This window comes from Acidisoma cellulosilyticum, from assembly GCF_020621385.1.
Lineage (GTDB): Bacteria > Pseudomonadota > Alphaproteobacteria > Acetobacterales > Acetobacteraceae > Acidisoma > Acidisoma cellulosilyticum.
On sequence record NZ_JAESVA010000013.1, the window covers coordinates 78,885 to 105,576 of the forward strand.

Sequence of the window (26,692 nt, forward strand, 5' to 3'; positions counted from 1 at the left end):
AAAGGCCAGGGCTGCGCGCCATTTCAGGCGTGCGAAGGGGGATAGCTTCATCTTGCTGACGATTCTGTTCCCGCAGCATTCGATACTGCGGCATTACGGCGGTATCGTCTGATTAGCACATAAAGATCGTCGGGCGTGTAACGAATGCGCGCTGTTTTGCGGCACCAGGTGCCGCTGACTGGTTTTACCGGATCACGTGCCGAGCCTGCGGAGACGGACCGGTCCGCGCAGCAGCTGCGCGGATGGCTTCGTCTTTCTTAAAACGTCAGCTGCACCTTCATCGCCGACCTGCGATCATTCGCGCGCTCAAACGCGGTGACGGCCTCCGTGATCGGATAGCTGCCGGTCAAAAGCGGTGTCAGATCAACCCTGCCGCTATCGATCAGCGCGACGGCGAGCGGGAACTCCTCGTGAAACCGGAAGGACCCGGTGATGACCAGTTCCTTCGCCACCACCATATTCTGCGGCACCGACATATCGCCGCCGAGGCCAAGCTGCACGATGGTGCCGCGTGGGCGCACGACCTCCATCCCCGCGCGCAAGGCGCGTTCATTGCCCGAACATTCGAACATGACGTCGATCTGGCCCTTGTCGGCCGTATAGGGTTTCAGCGCGTCGGGGTCCTGCGCCGTATTCAAAGCGAGCGTCGCACCGAGCGTCCGGGCGATGGCCAACGGCTCGTCGACGATATCGGTGACGATGATATCAGCCGCGCCGTGGAAGCGCGCGGCGGCGACCACCAGCGCGCCGATCGGCCCGCAGCCTGTCACCAGCACGCGGGCGCCAAGCAGCGATCCAGCCCGGGTCAGGCCATGCAGCACGACGGAGAAGGGTTCCGCCATGGCCAGTTCGGCGACCGAGGCGCGGGTCGCCGTCACGCATTGGGTGGCGTCGCAAACCAGAACCTCACGAAAACCACCCTGGATGTGCGGCATGGGCATGGCACTGCCGTAGAAGCGCATGTTCAGGCATTGGTTCGGCAGGCCCTTCAGGCAGAAGCGGCAATGGCGGCAGGGGCGGCTGGGATTGACCGCCACGCGGTCGCCGGGCGTCACGCTGGTCACGTCGGGTGCGACTTCGGCGACGGTGCCGGCGATCTCATGCCCCAGGATCATCGGCTCCCGCACGCGCACCGTGCCGAAGCCGCCATGGTTGTAATAATGCAGGTCCGAGCCGCAGATCCCCCCCGCCTGGATGCGCACCGCGACCTGACCGGCGCCGAGTTTTTCAACGTCCCGTTCCTCGATGCGGAGGTCTTTCGGCGCATGGATGACGACGGCGCGCATGGTGGTGATCCTTACTCGACGGGGGTCAGCAGCGGCTGACCCGCGAAATGGGCGGCAAGATTGTCCCGCACCAACTGGCCCATGGCCTGGCGCGTCTCGGTCGTCGCACTCCCCATATGGGGCATCAGCACGGTATTGGAGAGGTTTGCGAAACGCGGATCGATATTGGGCTCGTTCAGGAAGACATCCAGACCGGCGCCCGCGATGCCGCCGGTCTGCAATGCTTCGATCAGCGCGGCCTCATCCACCGTCGAGCCGCGCGAGACGTTCACCAGGAAACCCTGTGGACCCAGCGCCTGGATCGCTGTTCGGTCCATGATGGCGCGGGTGCCGGCGCCCCCGGCGAGCGTCACGATCACGACGTCGGCCCAGCCAGCCAGCGCCTGGACCGTATCGAAGGCCTGATAGGGCAGGGACGGCTTCGCGGTGCGGTTGAAATAGCCGATGTCGCAGCCGAAGCCCTTTGCCCGCTCGGCGGTCGCGATGCCGATGCGGCCCATGCCGACAATGCCCAGCTTGCAGCCGAAGAAACGCCGGGCGAGCGGCAATTCGCTGCTTTTCCAAGTGCCGGACCGCACATGCGTGTCAGCCTTAGGAATCTCGCGCATCACGGCCAGCGCCAGCCCGATCGCGAGGTCCGCCACATCGCCGGTCAGCACATCGGGCGTATTGGTGACGGGAAGGCCGCGGGCGCGGGTCGCCTGGAAATCGACGCCGTCGACGCCGACCCCGAAGCAGGCGACCATTTCGACGGCCGGAAGGGCTGACAGAAGAGCGGCATCGGCGCCGATATGACCCGTGGTCAGGATCGCCCGCACAAGCTTGCAGTCTGCGAGCAGCGCCTGCTTGTCACGCGCTTCCCAATAGCGATGGATGCGGTAGGCAGCGTCCAGCGGTTCCATGTCCCATTGCGGCAGGGCCGTCATCATGAGGATTTCGGGCCGCATGTCTCCCACATCGCTTGGCTGCGTCATGGCCTTGCCTCCCTTTTCGGCGGTCTTCTTGTTTGTGTTATCGCTATCATCATTTGGCGTCGAGAGCGCGCGATCGTCAAGCCCAGCGCGCAAGCACAGCTTAATAGCCGCGGCGCGCGACTTCGGCGCGGACGATGGGCGCGGTGCGGGTACCGAACAACTCGATCGCCTTCATGACCTTGGCATGGGACATGGGCCCGACCGAGACCTGCAACAGAAAGCGCTGGTGGCGGAAAACGGTGTGCTGAAACAGGATTTTCTCGGCGACCTGTTCCGGGCTGCCGACGAGGAGTGCGCCATGCGGACCGCGCTGCTGATCATAGTCGGCGCGGGTCATCGGCGCCCAGCCACGCTCCGCACCCAGACGATCCATGACGGATTTGAGGGGCAGGAAGAAGTCATCCGCCGCCTGGTCCGTCGTCTCGGCGACAAAGCCGTGACTATTGATGCTGATCGGAAGTTGAGCCGGGTCGCGCCCGGCGCGGATCGCCTGGTCACGGTAATAGTCCAGTAGCGGGGCGAAACGCACCGGCTCACCGCCGATGATGGCGACCGCCATCGGCAGCCCGAGCCGCGCGGCGCGCGCGGCGGAGGAGGGGGTGCCGCCGATCGCGACCCAGATCGGCAGCTTCTTCTGATAGGGACGCGGATAGATCGCCTGGTCGTCCAGCGCCGGGCGATGGCGGCCCGCCCAGCTGACCCGTTCCTCGTCCCGCAGCTTCAGCAGCAGGTCGAGCTTTTCGGTAAAAAGCTCGTTGTAGTCGTCAAGATTATAGCCGAAGAGCGGAAAGGATTCGATGAAGGAGCCACGCCCGGCGGTGATCTCGGCCCGGCCCTCGGAAATCTGGTCCAGCGTCGCGAAATCCTGAAAGACGCGAACGGGATCGTCCGAACTCAGCACCGTCACCGCCGTCGTCAGCTTGATGCGCTTGGTGCGCCCGGCCGCCGCCGCCAGCACGACGGCGGGGGAGGAGACGGCGTAGTCCGGCCGGTGGTGCTCACCGACGCCGAAGACATCCAACCCGACCGCATCCGCGAGTGCGATCTCCTCCACCAGATCACGCAACCGCTGGCCGGCATCCGGCGCGCGGCCCGTCGCTGTGTCCACAAAGGTTTCGCCAAAGCTGTAGATGCCGAGTTGCATGGGCTTGGTCACTCAAAGACGGAGGTGGTCTGGCGGATGATCAGGCTCGTTTAAGGCAGGCGATTGATCGTTCCGTTACACCGGCTGAGCCTCAGCCAATACCTCCGCCAGGATTCTCCCCGAGAAATCTCCCGGCGTTCTTATGTCGACGGGGATGCCGAGCAAGGATTCCAATTCGTGCTGAAGTCCGCCGAGATCGAACAATGTGGTGCCAGGCAGCGCATCCACGAGAAGATCGAGATCGCTGCCTTCCTGATCCATTCCCTTCACCACTGACCCGAAAACGCGCGGGTTTGCCACCCGGTAGCGTCCCGCCAGGGAGCGGATGGCACTGCGTTTCAAGGCGAGCGCGGCAGACGGCTTCATGACGATGTCCAGCGGAAGCGGAGCCCTCAGGATAGCACAGTTCCATCGAGCGCCAGAAAAGCAATCAGATCGGTCAGATTGCGTTGCAGCCGGGTGAAGCCGCTATGCCGCTCGATCCGACGCTCGTCCATATAGAGCCCGCGCGAGACTTCGATCTGCAGCGCATGCACGCCGTCGCGCGGGCGGCCGTAATGCCGCGTCACATAGCCGCCGGCATAAGGATCGTTCCGGCGCACGGAATAGCCGAGGCGGCGCAGGCATTGCTCGACCTTTGCCACAAGCGCGCTGTCGCAGGCGGTGCCATAGGCATCCCCCAGCACGAAATCGGGTGTGGCATGGCCCATCACCGAAGGCATGGAGTGGCAATCGATCAGGAAACAGGTGCCGAAGCGCTGCATGGTCTGTTCGATCAACCCGCGCAGCGCAGCGTGATAGGGGTCCCAGCAGCGGCGCACCCGGTCCTCGGCCTCGGCGAAGCGCAGCTTATGGCCATAGATGGTCTCGCCAGAGGCGACGACGCGGGGGATGGTTCCGAGGCCGGCACCGATGCGGGCGCTGGTCGTATTCACCCAGGGCGGCAGCGGGTCCTCGAACATCTGGGGGTCGAGTTCCCAGGGTTCGCGGTTCGCGTCGCAATAGGCCCGCGGAAAATGGGCCGAGAGCAGCGGCGCGCCATAGTCCGGGGCCGCGGCAAACAGCCGGTCGACGCAGTAATCCTCGCTCCGCCGCAGGGTCCGCGGTTCCAGGCGGCTTTCCGACAGGAAATGCGCGTCATAATCAGCCCCGGAATGCGCGGAGGAGAAGACGAGCGGGACCGTCTGCACGTCCGGCTCTATCACGCTGAGGGGCGCTGCAACGGCTGTATAGTTCATGGCGCCAATTCAAGCGCCCTGCCGCCTGCCTGTCATCAGGCAATCAGGGGGTGCTGCCCTTCTTTTCCGCAAGCGCGCAGGCGATGGCCGCGCCCAGGCGCACATTATTGCGGACGAGAGCGATATTGGCGGTGAGGCTTTGGCCTTCGCTCAGCGTCAGCAAGCGGGAGAGCAGGAAAGGGGTCACGGCCTTGCCTTCCACCCTTTGCCGCTTGGCGTCCTGCAGCGCTTCCTCGACCAGGATGGCCATCGTCTCGTAGGGGATTTCGTCATCGGCCGGGATCGGATTCGTCACCAGAACGCCGCCACCGAGGCCGAGGCGCTGACGGGCCAGCATGACGGCGGCGATCTGCGCGGGCGTATCGGCGCGCATCGGCAGGCGCCAAGGGCTTTCCCGGCTCCAGAAGGCGGGCAAGTGGTCGGTCTGATAGCCCAGCACCGGAACCCCGCGGGTTTCCAGATATTCCAGGGTCCGCGGCAGATCCAGGATGGCCTTGGCGCCGGCACAGACGACGGTGACGGCCGTGCGCGCCAATTCGTCGAGATCGGCCGAAATATCGAGACTGTCCTGGCCGTCCCGATGCACGCCGCCAATGCCGCCCGTGGCGAAAACCTCGATCCCGGCCAGCGCCGCGCAGATCATGGTGGCGGACACGGTGGTCCCGCCCGAACGGCCCATGGCGAGCGCGAATCCAAGATCGGCCCGGCTCAGCTTCATGGGCGCGGGCGCATTGGCCAGTCGCTCCAGCTGCTCGGCCGACATTCCAACCAAGATTTCACCATCCAGCAAGGCGATCGTCGCGGGCTCGGCATTGCCGGCGCGGCAATCCGCCTCCACCTGCCGGGCCATCTCCAGATTCTGGGGAAACGGCATGCCATGGGTGATAATCGTCGATTCCAGAGCGACGACCGGCCTATGCGACTGTAACGCTTCCGCCACATCCCGAGACAAGGTAATGGGAGGGGACAAGGTCGTGGGCTGGTCGGCAAGGCTGGGCGAAGAGCCGTTCATGGGTTACAGCACCATTTCGCGGTTGAGTGGATGAGAGTTCGGGCGCAGGCCCTCGCCCGCATCTGTAGGGCAGATCGCCCTTAGGGCAAAGAACATAGGGACCAGCGCGGCAGCCACAGCTCCGCGCGCATCGGAATTGGAATGATGAAGGCGCTGAATGCGATCCGCATGGGAGGGGCAGAGGTTCTTCCCCTCGTCGAAGGTGGAAAGGGCGTAGCTGTGAGCGACGGCAATAGCTGTGGCCACTGGGCGGCCGGGGGCGGCGTTGGCACCTTCAGCGCCGTGAACGCCGATAGCTACGACGCCGATGGCACGATCATACGGCAGACCTATGAAGGCCGCACCCGCCGCGACCGGCATGAGGAGATGATCGACTACGCCATCAAGGGCGGCATCGCCCAGGCGCAGCGCGCGCATGAAATCAATGGCGGCCGCGGCCGGATCAACGCCAATATCCTGTGGGAAATGGGCGGGGCCGAGCGCGTGATCACCGGGGTGCTGGAAGGCGCCAAGGGGCTGATCAACGGTCTCACCTGCGGTGCCGGCATGCCCTATCGCCTGTCCGATATCGCGACGAAATTCGGGGTCCATTACTATCCCATCGTCTCCTCGGCCCGCGCTTTCAGCGCGCTGTGGAAGCGGGCCTATCATAAGGCCTCGAATCTGCTGGGCGGTGTGGTCTATGAGGACCCTTGGCTGGCCGGTGGCCATAACGGCCTGTCGAACAGCGAAGACCCGTCCCGTCCGGAAGACCCTTTCCCGCGCGTGCTGGCTCTGCGCCGGCAGATGCGTGAATTCGGCCTGGGCGACACGCCCATCATCATGGCCGGCGGCGTCTGGTGGCTGGAGGAGTGGGAGGATTGGATCGACAATCCCGAACTCGGCCCCATCGCGTTCCAGTTCGGCACCCGTCCGCTGCTGACCCAGGAAAGCCCCATCGGGGACAGCTGGAAGCAGAAGCTGCTGACGCTGAAGAAGGGGGATATCTTCCTCAACCGCTTCAGCCCGACGGGCTTCTATTCCAGCGCCGTGAACAACGAGTTCATGCAGGAACTGCGCGGCCGCAGCGAACGCCAGGTCGCCTATACGACCGAGGTGGTGGGTGAGCATACGGCGGAATTCGGCGTCGGTCCGCGCAAGCGCATCGTCTATCTGACCAAGCCTGATCTGACGCGCGTGCGGCAATGGGTGGCCCAGGGCTTCATCGAGGCGCTGCGTACTCCGGATACGACGCTGATCTTTGTGACGCCGGAGCGCGCCGGCCAGATCTATCAGGATCAGGTCGATTGCATGGGCTGCCTCAGCCAGTGCCGCTTCTCCAACTGGGGTCAGGAAGGGCCGGACTATACCAACGGCAAGAAGGCCGATCCGCGCAGCTTCTGCATTCAGAAGACCCTGCAGAATATCGGGCATGATGCGAAGGACGAGGTCACCGCCGAGAACAACCTCATGTTCAGCGGGCATAACGGCTATCGCTTCGGCTTGGACCCGTTTTATTCCAACGGCTTCATCCCGACCGTTCGCCAGCTGATCGACCGGATCAAGACCGGGCGCTGACCGGAAGGGGGCGCGTGGCGCACGCGTCCCCCTTATCTTTTTTCTGATCTGCTGTCATATCTGCGGCCTTGCCGGCAGCGGCCGAGCGCCGAATGCGCTTGAGCCATCGGTGACGGCTGGGGCAGACTGACCCCATCATGCAAAGACTTTCCCATGGCTGAGCTGAGCCGCGAGACACTGGCTTTGCCGGGCGGCGCGGCGCAGGTGATATGGCGGCGGAGCGAGCGTGCGCAGCGCATCAGTCTGCGCATCGACGCGCGGCACGGCGCCGTTGTCGTCACCCTGCCGCCGCGCTCCTCCAAACGCGCGGGCATGGCGCTGTTGCTGGAAAACGGCCATTGGGTTTCCAGCCGGCTGGCGGCTTTGCCGAGCGGTGTGTCTTTCGCCGCCGGCGAGACCGTGCCGGTTGACGGCATTCCTCATGTGATCCGTCATCTGCCGGAGGCGCGGGGCGCTGCCTGGGTGGCGGATGGCGTCCTGCATGTGACAGGCGACGACAGCTTTCTGCCGCGACGTGTGGGTGATTTTCTGCGGCAGGAGGCGCGGCGGCGCCTTTCGACCCTGGCCTGGGCCCATGCCGGTCAGATCGGGCTGAAGCCGCGCCGCATTCTGATCAAGGACACCCGCAGCCGCTGGGGCAGTTGCGCGCCGGACGGCTCGCTGGCCTTCAGCTGGCGGCTGGTGATGGCGCCGCCTTTCGTGCAGGATTATGTCGCGGCGCATGAGGTCGCGCATCTGCGCTACCTCAACCATGGTGCGGCCTTCTGGGCCCTGGTCGCCGTGCTTTGCCCCGGTTGGGAGCGCGCCTCCGACTGGTTGCGCCTCGACGGTATCAGCCTGATGCGAATCGGCTGACCCGCTATCTGTCTTCCACAGGAGTTCTGTCTTGCCGGCTTATTCAGACGTGAAGGGCGAGGTCGTCCTTCTGACCACGGGCGGGACCATCGCGTCTCGCCATGATGCGGCGGCGGACGCCTTTGTCGCGGCCATCGGCGCGGATGACATGGCGGCGCTGGTGCAAGGCGTGCCGCCGGGTGTCACGCTGCGTGCGGAGGCCTTCTGCAACGTCAATAGTTTCCGCATGGACTTGCCGACCGCTTTCGGGTTGGCGCAGCGCATCGCGGCTGTGCTGGCTGAGCCGAGCGTGCTGGGCGTGGTCGTGACCCACGGCACGGATACCATGGAGGAAAGCGCCTTCCTTGTCGGTCTGACGGTGCCGGCCGACAAGCCCGTGGTTTTCACCGGCGCGCAGCGCAATGCGGAGGAGGCCGATACGGACGGTCCCCGCAATCTGACCGAGGCGGTACAGCTGGCGGCCTCCCCACTCGCACGCGACATCGGCACCGTCATCCTGTTCGACGGGGTTTTTCATGCCGCGCGGGATGTTCGCAAGACGCATACATCTCGGCCCGGGACCTTCAATTCCGCCGATCACGGCAAACTGGGTCTGGTCGATGAAGGCGCGGTGCGGCTGTATCGCCGCCCGGCGGACCTTTGCCTTCTCCCGGCTCAGCGGGTGGAGCCTGCGGTCGCGCTGATCAAGATGGCCATGGGTATGGATGACAGCTTCATGCGCTGGGCGATGGCGAACGGCACGCGTGGCTTCGTGCTGGAAGCCTTCGGGCTTGGCAATTGCCCGCCTGCTTTTGTGCAGGCAACACAAGATGCCGTGGCGAAGGGCATTCCTGTCCTCATCACCTCGCGCTGCGGGGAAGGGCGGGTGAAGCCCGTCTATGGCAATGGCGGTGGGGTTGATCTGGCAAAGGCCGGGGCGATTTTCGCGGGCGACCTGACAGGGCAGAAAGCGCGCATTCTGCTCTCTGTCCTGCTGGGTGACGTCGGGCCGCTGGACAGCGTCGCAGCGCGCGCGGCCTTCGCAGAGGCTGTCGCGCGCGTGGCCGACTAAAAGCTCAGAATGGAATCGCCCCAAGTCTGTCGTGCGCGGACCTGTTCCGCGCATCCACCCGCCGCGGCGTCCCAACAGCGTCAGGGCGCCCAAGCGGGTCGTTCCGCGCAACGACTGCGCGGATGACGCGGTGTGGTCGGCACAGACTATGACAGCTTAGAACGGAATAGCTTGCGGGCGCTTGATCTCGATCTCCACGAAGGCGATCGGGTGGGGGGAGCCGTTCATCACGTCATGCTGGATGCCGGACGGACGGGCGTAGCTTTGCCCGAGCGTCAGCGGGTTTTCGATAATGGTCTCGCCGTTATGAACGCGGAGCGTGCCATCGGTGATCATGATCACGAAATAGGGCCAGCCGTGTTCGTGCCAGCCGGTCGCGGCGCCGACCGCAAAATCCCATCGCGTGATGCGCAGATCCTCGTCATCGCGTTGCACGGTCGGAACGGCGGGAATTTCGCAAGCAAACGTCATAAGCTGATAGGCCTCCGCAAGGTGACGGTATGGAACAAGGCCGCGATCCTAGCACGGGCTTGGTCTCTGTCACGGCCTTCACAGGCGCCGTTGTTGCAGCGCCTGCGCGAGGTTTCGACAACTCAGCCGCTGTGATAGCCGCCATCGACCGGCAGGATGATGCCGGTCACGAATGCCGCGGCGGGTGAGGCCAGGAACAGCGTCGGGCCGACCAGATCCTCGGCCAATCCCCAGCGCTTCAAAGCGGCGCGCTCGGCGATCTTTTCTTTGCTCGGCGAATTTTCCCACAAGGCCCGCGTCATATCGGTCTTGTGGTAGCCGGGCGCGATGGCGTTGACACGCACACCCTGGGGACCATAGCGATGCGCCATGGCGCGTGTCAGCCCGACGATGCCGGTCTTGCTCGCCGTATAGGCAGGCACCGCCTCATCGGCCAGATAGCTGAGCATCGAGGCGACATTGATGATATTGCCACGGCTTTCAAGAAGCAGCGGCAAGGCGCTGCGGGACAGGCGCATGGCGCTGTTGAGGTTGATGTCGATCACCGTCAGGAAATCGGCCTCCTCCCACTCGGTCCCCGGCTTGGCGACGCCCTGGCAATTCACCAGCACGTCCAGCTGCGTCAGGCCCTGAAAGAAGGCGTCGACGGCAGCACTGTCCTGCACGTCCAGCCGCGCGAAGCTGAGGCCGGGGCGGGCAGGGGCTGCCGTCAGCGCGTCGATTTTGGTTTGGGAGCTGCCGGTCGCGGTCACCACAGCGCCGGCGGCGGCGAATCCTTCCGCCATGGCCAGGCCGATACCGCTGGTGCCGCCGGATACAACCACGTGACGTCCGCTGAATGCCGCCGTGAAGCTTTGGGCGATGGCTTCTATGCCCATGATAATCCTCCGTATTTTTTTATGCCTTAAACGCTTTGATACCGCTTGCGCGCCGTTCTGTCACGGCGGCCGTCGTCCGCCACGGCATCGATGCTAAGCCTGTTATCCTCAGCTTGCTGTTGTTACGGAATGCCGTTCTGGCATTGGATGCTTTCGCCATGTCGCTCACGGCAACGGAAAAACCGTCAGCCGCCTCAGATCTACTGAACGTTCAAATGGAATGTTTCGAGACGAATCCGTCCGTTCGGAGCGACCACGTCGAGCGTCAGGCTGTCAGGCCCGGTATAGCCCGGTGCCGCCCTGTAAAAGGTCGTGACACCGCCCTGCGGTTTCAGGTTGCAGGCATAGCGCTGATTGCTCGCCGGGTAAGCGGCGTAGAAATCCCCTTGCTGCACCGTGACGGTGCCGTGGGCCGGTGCGGCGCCCACGCGGATCTCAGCATAGCCGATAAGAGTGCAATCCGGATTGAGAAAGAAAATCTTGTTGAGTTGAACCTGACGCCCGGCGGCCACGGTCGCGTTGACCGTGACAGCGTCACTGTCTGCGGAGGCTGACGGCCTTGGAGCGACGATCGTGCTTGCATTGACCGCGCAGCCTGCCAGGAGTAGCAGCGTTGCAACTATAAAAACGCGCTTCATGCGGCGCTACCTTTTCCCAAAAGGAAGGGTCAATAAGACGACAAGCTGGTACTCGCTGGAACGTGATTGGTCAATAATTTGTTCAAGCAACGTTCGGTAGCAGTATCTTGTGTGGGAAGGAATGGACCATGACAAAGCCGCTGGTTTTCATCACCGGGGCCAGTGCCGGTATCGGGCAGGCGACGGCCCGGGTTTTTTCCGCCGCCGGCTATCCCTTGTTGCTGGTTGCCCGGCGCTTGGACCTGATCGAGGCCATGGGCTTGCCGAATACGGTGGCGGTGGCCGCGGATGTGCGCGATTACGACGCCATGGTTGCGGCCCTGAAACAGGGTGAGGACGCCTTCGGTCCGGTCGACTGCCTGATCAATAACGCCGGCATCGCGCGTCTGGCGCGGCTGGATGAGCAGGACCCGGCGGAATGGCGCGATCTGATCGACGTCAATTGCATCGGCGTGCTGAACGGCATGCATGCGGTGGCCGGCGGCATGAAGGCGCGACGGCATGGTACCATTATCAACGTCTCTTCCATCGCCGGACGGAAGGTCTATCCGCATCACGACGTCTATGGTGGCACCAAGCATTTTGTGCATGCCGTTTCGGAAGGTATGCGTCAGACCATGTCGGCGCATGATGTGCGCGTCATGGTGATTTCCCCCGGCGTCACCAAATCCGATATCGCGAGCAGCATTACCGACAGGAATGCCTATGAATTCTGGTCGAAGGGGCGGGACGCCATGGACGGTGGTATCGATGCCGAAATCGTCGGCCGCACTATGCTTTTCGCCTACGAACTGCCGCAGTCGGTGACGATGCATGAGATGACGATAACGCCGACGACGCAGACGTTCTAAGACGTAACAAGCTTGCTGAGCGCACGCTTAGCAAGCTTGGCTGCGCCGATTGTGATCAGGATGCGACAGTCATCCTGAGCATAAAATGGGCAGGCGGCGCATGTGCGCCCTTCTTTTGTGCCTGACCGGCCCCTTTGTGCGCGCCGATACCGGCCGGGCTCCATCCCTGGCCAAGCCGAACCTGCTTTGGCACGGGGCTTGCGAAAAACGGTTTGAGCGGCCGCAAGGTCGATCCGCTGTTTTGTTTTTTCGCGCCTTTTTCATCGCAGGGACATAAGCATGAGCCAATCAACTGGCACCCGTCGCGGCTTTTTGAAGCTGGGTGCCGCCCTGGGCGGAACCGCGCTTTCGACGCCGTTCATCGCCCGCAACGCGCTCGCCGCCGAGCCGATCAAGGTCGGCTGCCTGCTCGATCAGTCCGGGCCGCTCGGCCTCAGCGGCCAGCCCATGCTGCAGGCGACGCAATATGCGGTGAAGGTCATCAATGACCAGGGCGGCCTGCTCGGGCGTCCGCTGCAGCTGGTGGTGTATGATACGCAGTCCAGCATGCAGCTCTATACGCAGTATGCGCAGCAGCTGGCGCTGAAGGACAAGGTCGCCGTCGTTCACGGCGGCATCACCTCGGCCTCGCGCGAAGCGATCCGCCCGATTTTCGACCGGTTCAAGACCCTGTATTTCTACAATACCCAGTATGAAGGCGGCGTCTGCGACCGCGACATCTTCTGCACCGGCACCACGCCCGCGCAGACCGTCAGCCATATCGTGCCTTATGCGCTGAAGAACTGGGGCAAGAAGACCTATATCATCGCGGCCGACTACAATTACGGCCATATCACTGCCAAGTGGATGACGAAATACACGCGTGAGGGCGGCGGCCAGGTTCTGGAAACCGACTTCTTCCCGCTCGACGTGACCGACTTCTCGGCGACCATCAGCAAGATCCAGCAGGCCAGCCCGGATTTCGTGCTCTCGCCGCTGGTCGGTGCCAACCATCTCGGCTTCTATCGCCAGTGGGCGGCCGCCGGCATGAAGAGCAAGATCCCCGTCGCGTCCTCGGTCTTCGGCCTGTCGAACGAGCTGAACTCGATGGATGCGTCCGTGACCGACGGCATCATCTCCGCCTTCGGCTGGTATCCGACCGTGCCGGGCGCCGGTTCCAAGTCCTTCCTGGACGGTATGACGGCGATGTTCGGCAAGGGTTTGCCGATGCTGAGCGAGCTCGATTCCGCGTCGTATGAAGGCATGATGTTCTGGGCCGAAGGCGTGAAGAAGGCCGGCACGATCGATCGCCTGCCGGTGATCAAGGCGCTGGAAAGCGGCATCACGATCGACGGGCCCTCGGGCAAGGCGACCATGGACCCCGCGACCCATCACGTCATCCACAACGCCTATCTCGCCAAGGCCGAGAAGGCGGAATGGGTGATCCAGGACACCTATCCGGCGTCGCCGCCGGCCGATACTGCCGCCGTCTGCGATCTGATCAAGAACCCGCGCATGGATAAGCAGTTCATCGTCAACGTGGACTGATGTTCCGAAGGCGGAAGCGTGCGGAGCTTTGGCTCCCGCGCTTCCGCGTCTTGCATCGCAGTGCATTCGCTTGTTTTGGCTTTAGGAGACGCGGCGTGGACCTTTATGGCCTTGTTGGCTTCAATATCCTGGTCGGCATTGGCACCATCGCCCTGATCACCGTCGGGCTCGGCGTGATCTACGGCATGATGAAGATCATCAATCTGGCGCATGGCGAATTCATGATGCTCGGCGCCTATGCGACCTATGTCGCGACCGCCCATGGCATCAATATCTGGATCGCGATGCTGATCATCGCGCCGGTCTTCGTGGGCCTTGTCGGCCTTGTCGTGGAACGCTGCCTCATCCGCTTTCTATATGGCCGGATGATCGACACGATGCTTGCCACCTGGGGGCTGAGCCTGGGCCTGATCGGCCTTATGACCAGCATTTTCGGCAATGATCCGCGCGGCGTTTCGACACCTGTCGGCAGCTTTTCCATCGGCCATTACGCGGCGAGCCTGTACGGCGTCGTCATCATCGTGGTCGCCGTCCTGGCGCTCGTCGGGCTCTATGCCATGCTGAGCATGACGCGCTACGGCCTGATCGTCCGCGCGACGATGCAGAACCCGAATATGGCAGCCGCCCTCGGCGTGGCACCGCCCACGATCTATATGGCGACCTTCGCTCTCGGTGCGGGTCTTGCGGGCCTCGCCGGCGGCGTTCTGGCGCCGATCTCGGGCGTTTCCCCGGTCATGGGCGCGGCCTTCATCGCCAAAGCCTTCATCACCGTGCTGGGCGGCGGTGCCGCGATCGTCACGGGCACCTCGCTCGCCTCGGGCCTGTTCGGCTTCATCGATACCTTCGTCTCCTTCAAATCGACGCCGGTTATCGGCGAGGTGGCGCTGCTTCTCGCCGCCGTCGTCATGATCCGCATCCTGCCGCAAGGCATCACCGGCCGCTTCCTGCGGCGCAGCCTGTAAGGGGGAGTGCGATGATCTTCCGTAAATTGAAGCGCGCCGAGACCTCGGGCGGGATCTGGGGCCCCATCGCGGTCGTGGTCGCGGGCCTGGTGCTGCTGGTCGGCGCGCCGATGGTGACCGGCACTTTCGGCCTGCTGCAGCTGACCGTTTTCGCGGCGCTCGCGATCTTCGCCCTGGCGCAGGGGTTCATCTGGGGTTTCGGCGGCATCCTGTGCTTCGGCCAGTCCGCCTTCCTCGGCCTCGGCGGCTATGCCTATGCCGTGGGGGCGCTGAACATGACGGACACGACGGGGGCCGTCGCGCTCGCCATCATCGTGCCGATGCTGTTCGCGGCCCTGCTCGGCTATTTCATGTTCTACGGCCGTATTTCGGACGCCTATATCGGCGTCATCACGCTGACCGTCGCCATCATCCTGTTCGATCTCTTCAACTCGACCTCGGGCGATATCTATCATATCGGCCAGGCCCCCTTGGGCGGCTTCAACGGCATCCCTTCGGTGCCGCCGCTGAATATTCCGGGTGATCCGGATGCGCAGCTGGATACGACCGGCCTTTGGTATGCGGCGATGGGGGCGCTGATCCTCTGCTACATCATGCTGAAATGGATATTGGCGACGCGGTTCGGCCGCGTCGTGGTCGCGATCCGCGAGAATGAGACGCGCGCCCAGCTGCTGGGCTACGACCCGCGCCTGTTCAAACTGCTGACCTTCGTCATCGGTGCCGGCATTTCCGGCGTGGCAGGCTGCCTCTATACCAATTGGGGCGCCTTCATCAGCCCGACCGTCTTCAGCCTGACGATGTCGGCCCAGGTCATCATCTACGTGCTGGTCGGCGGCCTTGGCACGCTGGTCGGGCCGATCTTCGGCGCCGTCGGCATCCAGTATCTGATCAACCTCGCCGGCGGGCAGCATGTCATCGACCCGAACCTGCTGCTCGGCATCGTGCTGGTGGCCTTCGTGCTGCTGGTGCCGCAGGGTGTGGTGCCCGTCATCCGCAACGGCTTCCGTCGCCTGATGCCGGTCAAATCGCCAGGACCGGCGCTCACGCCCTCCGTATCGCAGGAGGTCAGCCAATGAGCGTCCCTCTGCTGGAAGCCGAAAACGTCACCATGCGTTTCGGCGGTGTGGCCGCCGTGCAGGACGTCAATCTCAAGCTGGATGAGGTCGAGCTGCGCTGCCTGATCGGCCCCAACGGCGCCGGCAAAAGCACCTTCTTCAAGGTCCTGACCGGCCAGCTGCGCCCGACGGAAGGCGTGGTGCGCTTTCGCGGCCAGGACATTACCGGCGCGCATCCGCATGTGATCGCGCGGCTCGGCGTCGGCATCAAGACGCAGGTGCCGAATGTCTTCAACGGGCTGACGGTCCGCGAAGGCATCGGCATCGCGGCCGGGCGCAAGAAGTCCCTGCGTCGCGCGCGGCAGATCGTGGATGAGACGATGGATCTGTTGCAGCTGACGCCGATCGCCGACCGCATGGTGGGCCAGCTTGCCCATGGTCAGCGGCAATGGGTGGAGATTGCGACCGTGCTGGCGCAGGAGCCGGACCTCATCCTACTCGACGAACCGGCCGCCGGCATGACGCATGAGGAAGTGCTGCGCACGGCGGAGCTGATCCGCGAGATCAACAAAAAACAGGCGCTGGTCGTGGTCGAACACGACATGCAGTTCATCCGCATGATCGCCAAGACGGTGACGGTCTTCAATCGCGGCAAGATCCTGATCGAAAATCAGGTCGAGGCGGTTCTGGCCGATCCCGGCGTGCGCGACGTCTATCTCGGAAAGCAGGCCCACTGATGTTGAACGTCACGGATCTCCGCTCCGGCTACGGCCGCATTCCCATTCTCGCCGGTATCAATCTTGACGTGAAAGACGGCGAATTCGTCGGCATCCTCGGCCATAACGGCATGGGCAAATCGACGCTGCTGCGCACCTTGATGGGTTATCTGCCCGTGACCGGCGGCGACATCACGTTCGACGGCAAAAGCCTGAAGGGTCTGTCGCCGACGGCGCGGGCGCGTATGGGCATCGGCTATGTGCCGCAGGGGCGCGAGATTTTTTCCAGCCTCAGCGTCTATGAAAATCTGCGCATGGGCTGCCTGATGGCGAAGCAGGCGGAGAAGCCGACGATCGATTCCATCCTCGCGGATTTCCCGCGGCTGGAGCGGTTGCTGGAACGGCCGGGCGGCGCATTGTCCGGTGGCGAGCAGCAATTGCTGGCACTCGCCCGATGCCTGTGCGGCGGTCCGAAATTCATTCTGCTCGACGAGCCGACGGAAGGCATTCAGCCTTCCATCATCGAGGAGATGATCGAGACTTTGCAGAAGCTGGGACGGGAGCGGAGCCTGACGATTCTGCTGGTCGAGCAGAATCTCAACTTCATCACCTCGCTGTCCGAGCGGGTGCTGATTCTGCAGAAGGGCCTCATCATCCGCGAAGTGCCGCCGCACGTCGCGAAAGACCGCGCCATGATGGAAGAATTTGTCGGCATGGTCTGACGCAGGACCGGAGGTCGCGGTTTCTTTAGGAAGGGGCCGTGACTTCGTCTTGTAACGGTTCGGTGATGTGTTAGGCTGAAAGAATTGCGTCATCTCTTTCAGCAATGGCAGCACCATGATCATTACATTTGGCTTGGTTGCGTTATTTTGTGTGGCGGTCATCATCGTTCTTCAGATGGCCCATGTCTCTGACAAATCATTCACCGATTATGCGGTCGCGAACCGCTCCTTCGGGCCCTTCTACCAGGCGATGTCCTTCCTCAATACCTGGTGGCCCGGCGGCATCTTTCTGGCCATTACCGGCCTTGCCGCCAGCGGCGGCGTCATATCCTTCTATTTCCTGGTCTACAGCCTTCTCACCGTCGTCCTCATGTATGTCATGGCGGAACGTGTCTGGATCTGGGGCAAGCTGTTCGATCTGAAGACCCAGCCGGATCTTTTTGCGCTGCGGTATAATTCGCATGGCCTTTCGGTGATCGGTGCCGTCGTTGGCATCATTTCCGGAATCCCCTGGCTGATCCTGGGCTTTAAGGGCTTGGGCGATCTGTTCCAGGCGATGTCCTTCGGCAAGATGGGCGCGACCGAGGCGGTGATCGCCGGCGTGCTGCTGATGGTCATCCGTCAGTTCTGGACCATCCGCATGGGGATGCGCGGGGTCATTCTGTCCGACATGCTGCAGGGTGTGGCAGCCTATATCGGCGGCACGATCATCATCATCAGCCTGATCCTCTGGCTCATCTTCGACCATGGTTTCAGCCTGACGCATCTGCCGGCGGCCAAGGTGACACTGCCGGGTCTGGGCTCCGGCGTCGGCCCGCTTTACGTCTTCGCGATCATCTTCTCGGGCGCGCTCGGCGGGTGGTGCTGGCCGTCGATCTTCATCCGCCTCTATACGGCCAATAGCGTGCGCAGCGTGCAGCGTGCGGGCGCCCTCGGGGCACCGCTGTCCTTCCTCTTCGCGGGCGGCCTCGTCATTCTCGGTCTGCTCGCGAGCTTCCTGCCGGAAGTGGCCAAGGCCCCGGAAGCCATGTGGTTCACGGTCTGCCAGATGGCGGGCGGTCCCTTCCTGCTCGGCCTCGGCGGCGTCGTCGTGCTGGCCGCGACCATGGGCAATGTCGACGGCAATATTCAGGCCTCCGGCGCGCAGATCGCCAATGATATCATCGGCGTCTACAAGCCGCTGAACCACAAGCAGTCGGTCATCATCGCCAAGATCGGCATGCTGGTCGTCACCATCGTCGCCGCCTGGCTCTCGACCATCGCCATTCCGCATCTGTTCATGCTGGCGATCCTGTCCTACCAGGGCATCATCCAGCTGGCGGTGCCGCAATATCTCGGCGTCTTCTGGAAGCGCGGCAACAAGGCGGGTGCCATCGGCGGCGTCGTCGTCGGCTTCATCGCGGCGGTGATCCTGCAATCGATCTACCCGACCAGCATCACCTGGGCCTGGGGCCTGACGTCGGGCGTCATCGCGCTCGTGATCAACTTCCTGATCTACGCGGCCTGCGCCTACTTCCTGCCGGTGACGGCGGAAGAGACCAAGCGCGTCGACGGATTGTTTGCGCTGACCTCCACCAAAACGCCCTCTGCCGGCGCCATCGGCGCGCTGGCGCTGAAGCCCCGCCGCGCTTGATTGAGAATCGGGCCTGAGTTTTCACCGCTTTCGGAAAGGTACGCATCTGCCATGCCTCCCATCACTCCGCGGTCCAGCTTCGTGACCATCTGGTTCATTCTCGATGCCGTGCTCGCCCTCTTTCCGCCCATCTATTGGGCGGCGGGCGGGCCGACGCCGCTGATCGCCGGCATTCCTTGCTCCATCGTCTATTTCGTTGTGCTGACGGCCTTTATCTGCGGCAGCCTGATCGCCGCCTATATCGATGACGAAAAGCGGGGAGCCTTCCGGGTCGCGACACCATGAGTTTTGATACCATTATCGTGGGCGCCGGCTCTGCCGGTTGCGTGCTCGCGAACCGCCTTTCGGCCGATCCCGCGCGACGTGTTCTGCTGCTGGAAGCAGGGCGTGCCGCGCCGCTGAATTCGGATATTCCGGCGAATTGGCCGGCGATGTTCAATACCAATGTCGATTGGGGCTATCACACGGAACCCCAATCCGGCTGTCGCGGCCGGCGCATCTATTGGCCGCGTGGCCGCATGGTCGGTGGATCGGGCGCGTTGAATGCCATGATCTATATCCGCGGCCTGCCGTCCGACTATGACGGCTGGGCCGCCGCCGGCTGCACCGGCTGGGGCTGGCAGGACGTGCTGCCGGTCTTCCTCAAATCCGAGAACAATCTCCGCCTCGGCAATGCGCCTTTGCATAGCACCGGCGGCGAACTGACGATCTCGGACCCCGCCTATATCGATCCGCATGAGCCGCTTTGGCATCAGGCAGCGCAAGCGGCGGGTTTCCCGAACAACACCGATTTCAACGGCCCCGTGCAGGAAGGTGTCGGCTGGTTTCAGCTGACGGTGAAGGACGGCGAGCGCTTCGGCACCGGGAAGGCTTATCTCCGTCCGACGCTGGACCGACCCAACCTGACGCTCCGCACCGGTGTCACCACAACGCGCATTCTAGTGGAGAACGGACGCGCCAAGGGCGTCATGATCCTGGACCGTGGCGTGCCGGAAGTGATCTATGCGGATGAGGTTGTCCTTTCCGCCGGCAGCATCGGCTCGGCGCAATTGCTGCTGCTGTCGGGTATCGGCCCGGCGGATGAACTGGCGGAAGTCGGCGTCACCCCCGTGCATAACCTGCCCGGCGTCGGCAAGACTTTGCGTGATCATATCAATATTCCCATCAGCTTCGCGGCGCGCGACCGGATCGGCATCGGCGGCATGACCGGGGCCGAGCTTGATGCGGCGACCGAGGAATGGCTGGCGACCAGGCAAGGGCCGCTGTCATCGATCTGGGTCGCGGCCGGCGGTTTCGTGAAATCCGCGCCGGATGTGGCGGAACCCGATATCCAGCTTTACGGCGTCATCTCGGGCCATCGCGATCACGCGCGCTATATGGCGTCAGGCCCGGGCATCACGCTGCACGCGACCTTGCAGCGCCCGAAAAGCAATGGCGAATTGCGCCTGCGCTCGGCCGATCCGCTGGAACATCCAAGCCTCGATCCGAAATACTTCTCCTCCGATCCGTCTGGCTATGATCTGGCAACGATGATCGAGGGCGTGAAGCTCAACCGGCGCATCGCGGCGCAATCGCCGCTCGCTGGCTTGATCAGCCATGAAATCACACCAAGCGCGGAGGCCGTGACGGATGAGGCGATCGGCGAGTTTATTCGTGGCCATTGCACCACGCTCTATCACCCCACCAGCACCTGCCGCATGGGCGTGGATGCGATGGCCGTGGTGGACCCGGAGCTTCGCGTCCAAGGCATCGCGGGATTGAGGGTTGTAGACGCAAGCGTCTTCCCGAATATGATCTCCGGCAATACCAATGCACCCACGATCATGGTGGCGGAGCGCGCCGCGATCTTCATGGGCGCCCCGTCAGGATCTGAGAAGGTGGCTGCGTGATGGCTAAAAAGATCGGTTTCGTCTGGCACGAACGCTATATGTGGCACATGACGGGTTTCGCCGCCGGCTCGATGCCTGCCGGCGGCTTTCTGGAACCCGACATCCATATCGAAAATCCGGCCGCCAAGCGTCGCATGCGCAACCTGCTGGATGTCACGGGCGTGCTGGATCATCTCACCACCATCAAGCCGCGCGCCGCGACGGAGGAGGAGGTCCTGCGCATCCACACGCCCGGCTATATCGAGCGTGTGAAAGCGATGAGCGCCTCCGGCTTCGGCGATGGCGGCGAATTGGCACCGATCGGCAAGGATTCCTGGGAAATCGCGCTGCTCTCGGCCGGCGGCTGTATCGAGGCTGCCGATAAGGTCTGGACCCGCGAATTGGACCAGGCTTATGCGCTGGTCCGTCCGCCCGGCCATCATGCCGAGCGTGATCGCGGGCGCGGCTTCTGCTTGCTGGCCAATGTGCCGATCGCGATCGAACATCTGCGCCGCACCTACGGCGTCAAGCGTATCGCGACGGTCGATTGGGACGTGCATCACGGCAATGGCGCGCAGGCGATCTATTATGATGATCCCGGCGTGCTGACGATTTCGCTGCATCAGGACCGCAACTATCCGCGCGAGTCCGGCGCGATCGGGGAACGCGGGGAAGGGGCCGGCTTCGGCGCTAATATCAATATCCCGCTGCCGGCGGGATCGGGTCATGGCGCCTATATCGCGGCCTTCGACCGCGTGGTGCTGCCCGCGCTTGCGCAATACAAGCCTGAGATGATCATCGTGCCGTCAGGCTTCGACGGCTGCGCGATGGACCCGCTGGGCCGCCAGATGCTGGTGACCGACACCTATCGGGAGATGACGCAGCGCATGGTGCAGGCGGCCGACGAACTCTGTGGCGGCCGTCTGATGCTTAGCCATGAAGGCGGCTATTCACCGGCCTATGCGCCCTGGTGCGGGTTGGCGGTGATGGAGACGCTGGCGGAACTGCCGGCAACGCCGGACCCCTTCGTCCATTTCCACACGATGGGCGGGCAGGAGCTGCAGCCCTGGCAGGCCGCGATCCTGGACGAGGTCGCAGCACTGATCCCGGAGATTCCAGGCTGATCGGCTTCCGGTGATGGAGTCAGAAGCCGATCAGCAGAAGATCGAGCGCACGGCTTATATCATCGCTGCGCGCTATGAGCGAAAGCACGGGCTTTCCAAGATCTCTCAACGGTACCGAAGCTAGGAACTGGGTCATCATCCGGTAAGGGCGGCCCTGAATATCGAAGGTCGGATTGAGGTCGCCGGCACCCTGGGGCGCGAGCGCTACCGGCAGAAGGGGAATGACAACGCGGGTGGACAAATCCTGCAGAAGGTTGGCTTGAACATCGAGCAGGAAACCGGCTCGGCCTTCGCGCGGCATAGGATGGATGTCGAAGCGAGCCATCAGAATTGCTGGAATTCCTCCAGAGGCAAACCATTCCGTTCGACATAATCATTCGACGAGAGCAGCGCTTCCCGATGTAATTCTCGCCATTGCGCCGAGCGGCTTTTGGCGATTTCGTCCCTCAGTCCGCGTTCGCAGATTTGCGAGACATTGAGGCCCAATGCACGGGCTTCCACGAGCAGGTCGACCGGCAAGGTGACGTTGGTGGCGCGACGAGTAGGGCTTGGGCTTGCTGAACGGGGCATGGCTCACCTCCTGGGGTGGGAAATATGCGCATTGAGGCCCACATGTAAATGCGCATGCCTATTCTGACTATTCCCGGCCGCTGCTCTCCGCTGCGGTCTGCCCCTCGACCAGCAAGTCGCGCAGCGCCTGCAACTCGCGGTTCAGGGCATTGATCTCCGGAAAGCTCATGCCCGACCGCTGCAGCAGGGTGACGTTCAGGCAAGTGCTCTCGGCCAGCCGGTCCCGCCCGGTCTCGGTCAGAAAGACCTGCACCAGGCGTTCATCCTGCCGGCTGCGTTGACGGGTGACGAGTCCTGCCTGTTCCAGCCGTTTCACTAACGGCGTGACCGTGCTCGATTCCAGTGCCAGCACTTCGGCGACGCCGCCGACCGTCTGGCCGTCCGCCTCGTTCAGCGCATTCAGCACAAGATACTGGGGGTAGGTGATGCCCATCGCGTCCAGCATCGGCTTGTACAGGCGGTTCACGGCCATGCTGGTGGCGTAAAGCGTGTAGCAAATCTGGTCTTTGAGCGGAGCAGGCAAGATCGGGCCCTTTTAGCCTTCAGGAATCAAAACATGGGCATGGGCCGGCGCCTATGCAACATGAAATTCATATCACACGAATCTGTGTCGCGATAATTAATGGGTTGACGGCTGATCTGCGTCGATTTAGTAAATTGATACCGCGATAATAAATATCGCGACATAAATAGGATCGATCGTCATGGAACTTTCGAACAATGAAACGTCGCGGCGGGGCCTGGTTCAGGTAGGTTTGGGCCTCGCGGCTGCGGCACTTCCTTTCGTGGCCGCCACCGGTTCTGCCGCGGCTGCGGAAACAAAGCCTGTCACGCCACATCACGCAGGAGGAAAAAACGCCATGGGTAGCAGTTTCATCACCGTCAAAGACGGCACGCAGATCTTCTATAAGGATTGGGGTTCGAAATCGGCGCAGCCGATCGTCTTCCATCACGGCTGGCCGCTGAGCGCCGATGACTGGGACGCCCAGATGCTGTTCTTCGAGGCGCAGGGCTTTCGCGTGATCGCCCATGATCGTCGTGGCCATGGCCGTTCGACCCAGACCGATACCGGCAATGAGATGGATACCTACGCTGCCGATGTCGACGCGCTGTCGACGCATCTGGGCCTGGAACACGCGGTCCATGTCGGTCATTCGACCGGTGGTGGCGAGGTTGCGCGCTATGTCGCGCAGTATGGCCACAAGAACAGGGTCGCCAAGGCCGTGCTGATCGGCGCGGTGCCGCCGATCATGCTGAAATCGGCCGCCAATCCGGGCGGTCTGCCGATCGAGGTGTTCGATGGGTTCCGCGCCGCGCAGGCCGCCAACCGCGCGCAGTTCTTCCTCGATGTCGCGAGCGGCCCCTTCTACGGCTTCAACCGTCCGGGCGCGCAGGTCTCCGAAGGCATTGTTCGTAACTGGTGGCGCCAGGGCATGATGGGTGGCACCAAAGCCCATTATGATTGCATCAAGGCCTTTTCCGAGACCGATTTCACGGAAGACCTGAAGACGATCGAAGTGCCGACCTTCGTCATGCATGGCGAGGATGACCAGATCGTGCCGATCGCCGACTCTGCCCTGCTTTCGATCAAGCTGCTCAAGAAGGGCGAGATCAAGACCTATCCCGGCTATCCGCATGGCATGGCGACGACCCATTCCGAGGTCATCAACAAGGATCTGCTGGCCTTCATCAAGGCGTAAGCGGCTTCGAAACGAAAAAGGGCGGCACCGGAAGGTGCCGCCCTTTTTTACGCACTCAGCCTTGGGCTGCGCGTTATTCCTGCTCGGGCGCCGGGGCCGAATTGAGCTGGATATAATTCTCAAGCCCGATGAGCTTGATGAGGTCGAACTGACGCTCCAGGAAATCGAGATGCTCTTCCTCGTTCTCCAGGATTTCGGACAGCAGATCGCGGGACACGAAGTCGCGGACGCTTTCGCAATAGGCGATGCCTTCGCGCAGGTCCTGCGTCGCCTTCAGCTCGATATTGAGGTCGGCCTGCAGGATCTGCTCGACCGTCTCACCGACCTGAATGGCGTTGAGGCGCTGGACATTCGGCAGGCCGTCAAGGAACAGGATGCGCTTGATCAGCTCATCCGCGTGTTTCATCTCCTCGATGGACTCGGCGTATTCGTGCTTGCCGAGCTTGGTCACGCCCCAATGCTGCAGCGTGCGCGCATGCAGGAAATACTGATTGATCGCCGTCAGCTCATTCGTGAGCTGGGTGTTGAGATGTTCGACTACTTTCGGATCGCGCAGCATCGGTCTCTCCACCGTTTATAATTGCCCGCCGTAACGCATTGCGGCGGCATGCCCCTGTGCGGGCTGCCGCCGCTTATCGCTTAGGTCGTGACGGTGGATCAAGTGGCAGATCTGAAAGGCCTTTTAGGCCCGGTCGGCTCAGGCGCCCTGGAGAGAGGCGGGCGCTTCCTCGTTCCGCATCAATTGCAGAAGCTTCTTGATGCAATTGCCGCATTGGGCGCGGCACCCGCAGGCGGCATAGACCTCGCTCGGGCGCGTTGCGTTGGTCGCTTCCGCGGCAGCCTTCACCTGACGATCGGTCAGGGCATTGCATAGACAGACATACACGGTAGGCGTCTCCACGTCTGCAATTGCGAGTGACTTGCATTTGATTAGCGGAAGCCGGGCCGTGATGGAAGTGCGAATAATTATCATTTTCGCAATGCAGGCGCGACGTGAGACGGCGGAAACAAAAAAGGCCCCGTGCGGAACACGGGGCCTTTGTCAGAGCGCCTGAAACAGCGCCGGGATCAGTCGCCTATCGCGTCCGGCGACAGTACCATGCAGGGTGAGCGCCCCCTGATACCCTGGCAGGCATTGACAGCCGCATTCTGCGACAGGCCGGCCAGGCGGGCGCGGTACAGCGTGTGCTGCGACACCTGCACCGGCATCACGATGGAATGGGCGGAAGCGAGCTGGTAGCGCTCGGCGTGACGCGCGACTTCCACGGCATGGCGCGCATCACTGGCCGAACCATAGGCGCCGACCTGAATACCCCAGCCACCGGCCTGCGCGCCGCCGGCCAATGGCGGCATGGGGTCGGCTTCCGCCGGTGCGATCAGATGCAGACCGGTCGCGGCACGCGGCTGATAGACGGCGCTCGTCCGCGGCGCATTCATCTCGGAAGACAGGTCCTGCACGCCGCCGGCCGCAATCACGCGCGGCCGGGTATAGGTCGGTGCCGCAGGGGCGGGCGTGTTCTGGGCAAGGTAAGTGCCGCTTGGCACGGTAGCGGCGGGCGCGGCCTGGTTCTGATAGCTCGGCGCAACCTGAAAGGTCGGCTGCACGGCGGGCAGCGGGGCCGCGGCGACGGCGGATTGTTCGACGACAGCGGGCTGATAGCCGCCGACGGCCGGCTGGTAATTGGCGGCCTGCTGTATGGCGGGCACATTGGCCTGTCCGTTGGCGACAGCCGCGTCGGCGGAGGCTTCCTGCTGATCGACCTGGGCGGGCGTCGGGCGCGGATCATTGCTGGCGACCATCAGGTCGGCCGGCACGGCACCGCCGCCATTGGCGAGCAGGCCGGCGCTGTGATTGGTGACCTGCTGGTCGTTAAGCGCGTCGGTCGCGGAATCGTCGCTGGCCGGGATGATGGGAGCGCTGGCGGGCACCTGATTCATCGCGACCATGGCTGCACCACCGCCATGGCTGCCGGAACCGCCGAGATAACCAGCACCGCCGCCGACCAAGCCGCCGCCGGTATTGGCGAGACTATTGGGGTCGCTGGCACCGCCGCCGTTATAGGGAGCGGCGCTGGGTGCGGTCATGCTGTTCATGGCGAATTGGTCGGCCGGCGAACGGCCGCCCGGCATATCGCCCTGAATATGCGGCTCGATCATCGCCAGGTAATGCGTCGTCTCCGACGGCAAGGGGCGCCCGTCCGTCAGATACTGGTTCAGGCGCTGCGGGCCGGCATTATAGGCGGCCAGGAAGCCGGGCGATCCGAACAGGTCATACATTTCGCGCAGATAGGCCGTGCCCGCCATGATATTGTCACGCGGGTTATAAGGATCGTCGCCCAGACCGTATTGCGCTTCCAATTCCTGATAGGTGTCGGGCATCAGCTGCATCAGCCCCATGGCACCGGGACCCGAGGTGACAAGCTGGCCGTTGATATATTCGTTCCCACCCGACTCGACGTGAATGACGCTGCGGATCCAGCTTTGCGGCACATCGAAGCGGCCGGAGGCTGCAACGACGTAAGGACCCCATGGGTCGTCAGGCGGACCGGGCGGCGCGTAGCTGCCGCGCGCATTGTCCTTATATTGCACCGCCTGCTGCGAGGCCGAGAGATGGGAATGATGTCCGGCGCAGGCGGCGAGCAGGCCCATCATGGCCAGGCCGAGCCCGAAACGCAGATGTCTTGCACCGGCACGCAGGACAGCAGACGAAGGGGGCGAGGATGCAAGAGACGAAAAATCCTGGCTCGCAAGACGAGCGTCAGTCACATCTCTTGGAGCATCCGGCGCGGTCACAGCAGCCTCCGTCGTGGCGCGGCCTATCGGGCCGTTGAGTCACGACGGCGTGTTGCCGTCGTTTTTA

29 protein-coding genes are annotated in these 26,692 nt (G+C 63.1%); 14 read left to right on the top strand and 15 right to left on the bottom strand.

Annotated features, from left to right (window positions below):
* Positions 1 to 257: 257 nt before the first annotated feature.
* The 6 genes from ACELLULO517_RS24560 to ACELLULO517_RS24585 form a co-directional block, all read right to left on the bottom strand.
* Complete coding sequence (locus ACELLULO517_RS24560; protein WP_227310085.1) at positions 258 to 1,286, bottom strand: L-idonate 5-dehydrogenase; 1,029 nt, start codon at positions 1,284 to 1,286, stop codon at positions 258 to 260.
* A gap of 11 nt (positions 1,287 to 1,297) precedes the next feature.
* Positions 1,298 to 2,260: a 2-hydroxyacid dehydrogenase gene (locus tag ACELLULO517_RS24565; RefSeq protein ID WP_227310086.1), complete on the bottom strand. Its 963-nt coding sequence runs from the start codon at positions 2,258 to 2,260 to the stop codon at positions 1,298 to 1,300.
* 100 nt (positions 2,261 to 2,360) lie between these two features.
* The gene (locus tag ACELLULO517_RS24570; protein ID WP_227310087.1) at positions 2,361 to 3,404 is read right to left on the bottom strand and encodes an LLM class flavin-dependent oxidoreductase; all 1,044 of its coding nucleotides are present in this window, start codon (positions 3,402 to 3,404) and stop codon (positions 2,361 to 2,363) included.
* 75 nt (positions 3,405 to 3,479) lie between these two features.
* Complete coding sequence (locus ACELLULO517_RS24575; protein WP_227310088.1) at positions 3,480 to 3,770, bottom strand: nucleotidyltransferase family protein; 291 nt, start codon at positions 3,768 to 3,770, stop codon at positions 3,480 to 3,482.
* Between the two features lie 26 nt (positions 3,771 to 3,796).
* Positions 3,797 to 4,642: an N-formylglutamate amidohydrolase gene (locus ACELLULO517_RS24580; RefSeq protein ID WP_227310089.1), complete on the bottom strand. Its 846-nt coding sequence runs from the start codon at positions 4,640 to 4,642 to the stop codon at positions 3,797 to 3,799.
* A 43-nt stretch (positions 4,643 to 4,685) separates the two neighbouring features.
* Positions 4,686 to 5,654 (bottom strand): pseudouridine-5'-phosphate glycosidase, encoded by a 969-nt coding sequence (locus ACELLULO517_RS24585; RefSeq protein WP_227310090.1) that lies wholly within the window; start codon positions 5,652 to 5,654, stop codon positions 4,686 to 4,688.
* Positions 5,655 to 5,798: 144 nt separating this feature from the next.
* Here ACELLULO517_RS24585 and ACELLULO517_RS24590 point away from each other — a divergent pair, with 144 nt between their 5' ends.
* The 3 genes from ACELLULO517_RS24590 (at position 5,799) to ACELLULO517_RS24600 (ending at position 9,117) form a co-directional block, all read left to right on the top strand.
* Positions 5,799 to 7,211, top strand: a complete 1,413-nt coding sequence (locus tag ACELLULO517_RS24590; protein ID WP_227310147.1) for an NAD(P)H-dependent flavin oxidoreductase — start codon at positions 5,799 to 5,801, stop codon at positions 7,209 to 7,211.
* Between the two features lie 153 nt (positions 7,212 to 7,364).
* A complete protein-coding gene (locus tag ACELLULO517_RS24595) occupies positions 7,365 to 8,066 on the top strand; it encodes a M48 family metallopeptidase (protein WP_227310091.1) in 702 nt (233 codons plus the stop codon).
* Between the two features lie 31 nt (positions 8,067 to 8,097).
* Entirely contained in the window at positions 8,098 to 9,117 is a 1,020-nt protein-coding gene (locus ACELLULO517_RS24600; RefSeq protein WP_227310092.1) for an asparaginase, read from the top strand.
* 156 nt (positions 9,118 to 9,273) lie between these two features.
* Here ACELLULO517_RS24600 and ACELLULO517_RS24605 read toward each other — a convergent pair whose 3' ends face one another.
* From ACELLULO517_RS24605 to ACELLULO517_RS24615, 3 genes are all read right to left on the bottom strand, one after another.
* Positions 9,274 to 9,588 (bottom strand): cupin domain-containing protein, encoded by a 315-nt coding sequence (locus ACELLULO517_RS24605; RefSeq protein ID WP_227310093.1) that lies wholly within the window; start codon positions 9,586 to 9,588, stop codon positions 9,274 to 9,276.
* 122 nt (positions 9,589 to 9,710) lie between these two features.
* A complete protein-coding gene (locus tag ACELLULO517_RS24610; RefSeq protein ID WP_227310094.1) occupies positions 9,711 to 10,466 on the bottom strand; it encodes an SDR family NAD(P)-dependent oxidoreductase in 756 nt (251 codons plus the stop codon).
* Positions 10,467 to 10,666: 200 nt separating this feature from the next.
* Complete coding sequence (locus tag ACELLULO517_RS24615) at positions 10,667 to 11,104, bottom strand: YajG family lipoprotein (protein WP_227310095.1); 438 nt, start codon at positions 11,102 to 11,104, stop codon at positions 10,667 to 10,669.
* A gap of 128 nt (positions 11,105 to 11,232) precedes the next feature.
* Between ACELLULO517_RS24615 and ACELLULO517_RS24620 the strand changes: the two genes are divergently transcribed.
* The 10 genes from ACELLULO517_RS24620 (at position 11,233) to ACELLULO517_RS24665 (ending at position 21,562) form a co-directional block, all read left to right on the top strand.
* Positions 11,233 to 11,955 (top strand): SDR family oxidoreductase, encoded by a 723-nt coding sequence (locus tag ACELLULO517_RS24620; protein WP_227310096.1) that lies wholly within the window; start codon positions 11,233 to 11,235, stop codon positions 11,953 to 11,955.
* Positions 11,956 to 12,234: 279 nt separating this feature from the next.
* The gene (locus ACELLULO517_RS24625; protein WP_227310097.1) at positions 12,235 to 13,482 is read left to right on the top strand and encodes an urea ABC transporter substrate-binding protein; all 1,248 of its coding nucleotides are present in this window, start codon (positions 12,235 to 12,237) and stop codon (positions 13,480 to 13,482) included.
* Positions 13,483 to 13,577: 95 nt separating this feature from the next.
* Entirely contained in the window at positions 13,578 to 14,444 is an 867-nt protein-coding gene (locus ACELLULO517_RS24630) for a branched-chain amino acid ABC transporter permease (RefSeq protein ID WP_227310098.1), read from the top strand.
* Between the two features lie 11 nt (positions 14,445 to 14,455).
* Complete coding sequence (locus tag ACELLULO517_RS24635) at positions 14,456 to 15,520, top strand: branched-chain amino acid ABC transporter permease (protein WP_227310099.1); 1,065 nt, start codon at positions 14,456 to 14,458, stop codon at positions 15,518 to 15,520.
* Entirely contained in the window at positions 15,517 to 16,236 is a 720-nt protein-coding gene (locus ACELLULO517_RS24640; RefSeq protein ID WP_227310100.1) for an ATP-binding cassette domain-containing protein, read from the top strand. Before ACELLULO517_RS24635 ends, ACELLULO517_RS24640 begins: the two co-directional genes overlap by 4 nt.
* The gene (locus ACELLULO517_RS24645) at positions 16,236 to 16,937 is read left to right on the top strand and encodes an ABC transporter ATP-binding protein (RefSeq protein WP_227310101.1); all 702 of its coding nucleotides are present in this window, start codon (positions 16,236 to 16,238) and stop codon (positions 16,935 to 16,937) included. The genes ACELLULO517_RS24640 and ACELLULO517_RS24645 overlap by 1 nt, the downstream gene beginning before the upstream one ends.
* Positions 16,938 to 17,052: 115 nt before the next feature.
* Positions 17,053 to 18,570: a sodium:solute symporter family protein gene (locus ACELLULO517_RS24650; RefSeq protein WP_227310102.1), complete on the top strand. Its 1,518-nt coding sequence runs from the start codon at positions 17,053 to 17,055 to the stop codon at positions 18,568 to 18,570.
* Between the two features lie 51 nt (positions 18,571 to 18,621).
* On the top strand, positions 18,622 to 18,855 hold the full coding sequence (locus ACELLULO517_RS24655; RefSeq protein ID WP_227310103.1) for a hypothetical protein: 234 nt from the start codon (positions 18,622 to 18,624) through the stop codon (positions 18,853 to 18,855).
* A complete protein-coding gene (locus tag ACELLULO517_RS24660) occupies positions 18,852 to 20,459 on the top strand; it encodes a GMC family oxidoreductase (RefSeq protein WP_227310104.1) in 1,608 nt (535 codons plus the stop codon). Before ACELLULO517_RS24655 ends, ACELLULO517_RS24660 begins: the two co-directional genes overlap by 4 nt.
* Positions 20,459 to 21,562, top strand: a complete 1,104-nt coding sequence (locus tag ACELLULO517_RS24665) for a class II histone deacetylase (RefSeq protein WP_227310105.1) — start codon at positions 20,459 to 20,461, stop codon at positions 21,560 to 21,562. The genes ACELLULO517_RS24660 and ACELLULO517_RS24665 overlap by 1 nt, the downstream gene beginning before the upstream one ends.
* 19 nt (positions 21,563 to 21,581) lie before the next feature.
* On the opposite strand, the gene ACELLULO517_RS24670 is transcribed toward ACELLULO517_RS24665, so the two are convergent.
* The 3 genes from ACELLULO517_RS24670 to ACELLULO517_RS24680 all read right to left on the bottom strand — a co-directional run bounded on the left by ACELLULO517_RS24670 (position 21,582) and on the right by ACELLULO517_RS24680 (position 22,655).
* Positions 21,582 to 21,887, bottom strand: a complete 306-nt coding sequence (locus ACELLULO517_RS24670) for a CcdB family protein (RefSeq protein ID WP_227310106.1) — start codon at positions 21,885 to 21,887, stop codon at positions 21,582 to 21,584.
* Entirely contained in the window at positions 21,887 to 22,132 is a 246-nt protein-coding gene (locus tag ACELLULO517_RS24675; RefSeq protein WP_227310107.1) for a type II toxin-antitoxin system CcdA family antitoxin, read from the bottom strand. Before ACELLULO517_RS24675 ends, ACELLULO517_RS24670 begins: the two co-directional genes overlap by 1 nt.
* Before the next feature lie 67 nt (positions 22,133 to 22,199).
* Entirely contained in the window at positions 22,200 to 22,655 is a 456-nt protein-coding gene (locus ACELLULO517_RS24680; RefSeq protein ID WP_227310108.1) for a MarR family winged helix-turn-helix transcriptional regulator, read from the bottom strand.
* Between the two features lie 337 nt (positions 22,656 to 22,992).
* Between ACELLULO517_RS24680 and ACELLULO517_RS24685 the strand changes: the two genes are divergently transcribed.
* Positions 22,993 to 23,832 carry an alpha/beta fold hydrolase gene (locus ACELLULO517_RS24685; protein WP_227310109.1) on the top strand — a complete coding sequence of 280 codons (840 nt, stop codon included), beginning with the start codon at positions 22,993 to 22,995 and terminating at the stop codon, positions 23,830 to 23,832.
* Positions 23,833 to 23,905: 73 nt separating this feature from the next.
* Here ACELLULO517_RS24685 and bfr read toward each other — a convergent pair whose 3' ends face one another.
* From bfr to ACELLULO517_RS24700, 3 genes are all read right to left on the bottom strand, one after another.
* Positions 23,906 to 24,391, bottom strand: a complete 486-nt coding sequence (bfr, locus tag ACELLULO517_RS24690) for a bacterioferritin (RefSeq protein WP_227310110.1) — start codon at positions 24,389 to 24,391, stop codon at positions 23,906 to 23,908.
* Positions 24,392 to 24,529: 138 nt separating this feature from the next.
* On the bottom strand, positions 24,530 to 24,718 hold the full coding sequence (locus tag ACELLULO517_RS24695; RefSeq protein ID WP_227310111.1) for a (2Fe-2S)-binding protein: 189 nt from the start codon (positions 24,716 to 24,718) through the stop codon (positions 24,530 to 24,532).
* Positions 24,719 to 24,900: 182 nt separating this feature from the next.
* The gene (locus ACELLULO517_RS24700) at positions 24,901 to 26,598 is read right to left on the bottom strand and encodes a transglycosylase SLT domain-containing protein (protein WP_406566295.1); all 1,698 of its coding nucleotides are present in this window, start codon (positions 26,596 to 26,598) and stop codon (positions 24,901 to 24,903) included.
* Positions 26,599 to 26,692: the final 94 nt, after the last annotated feature.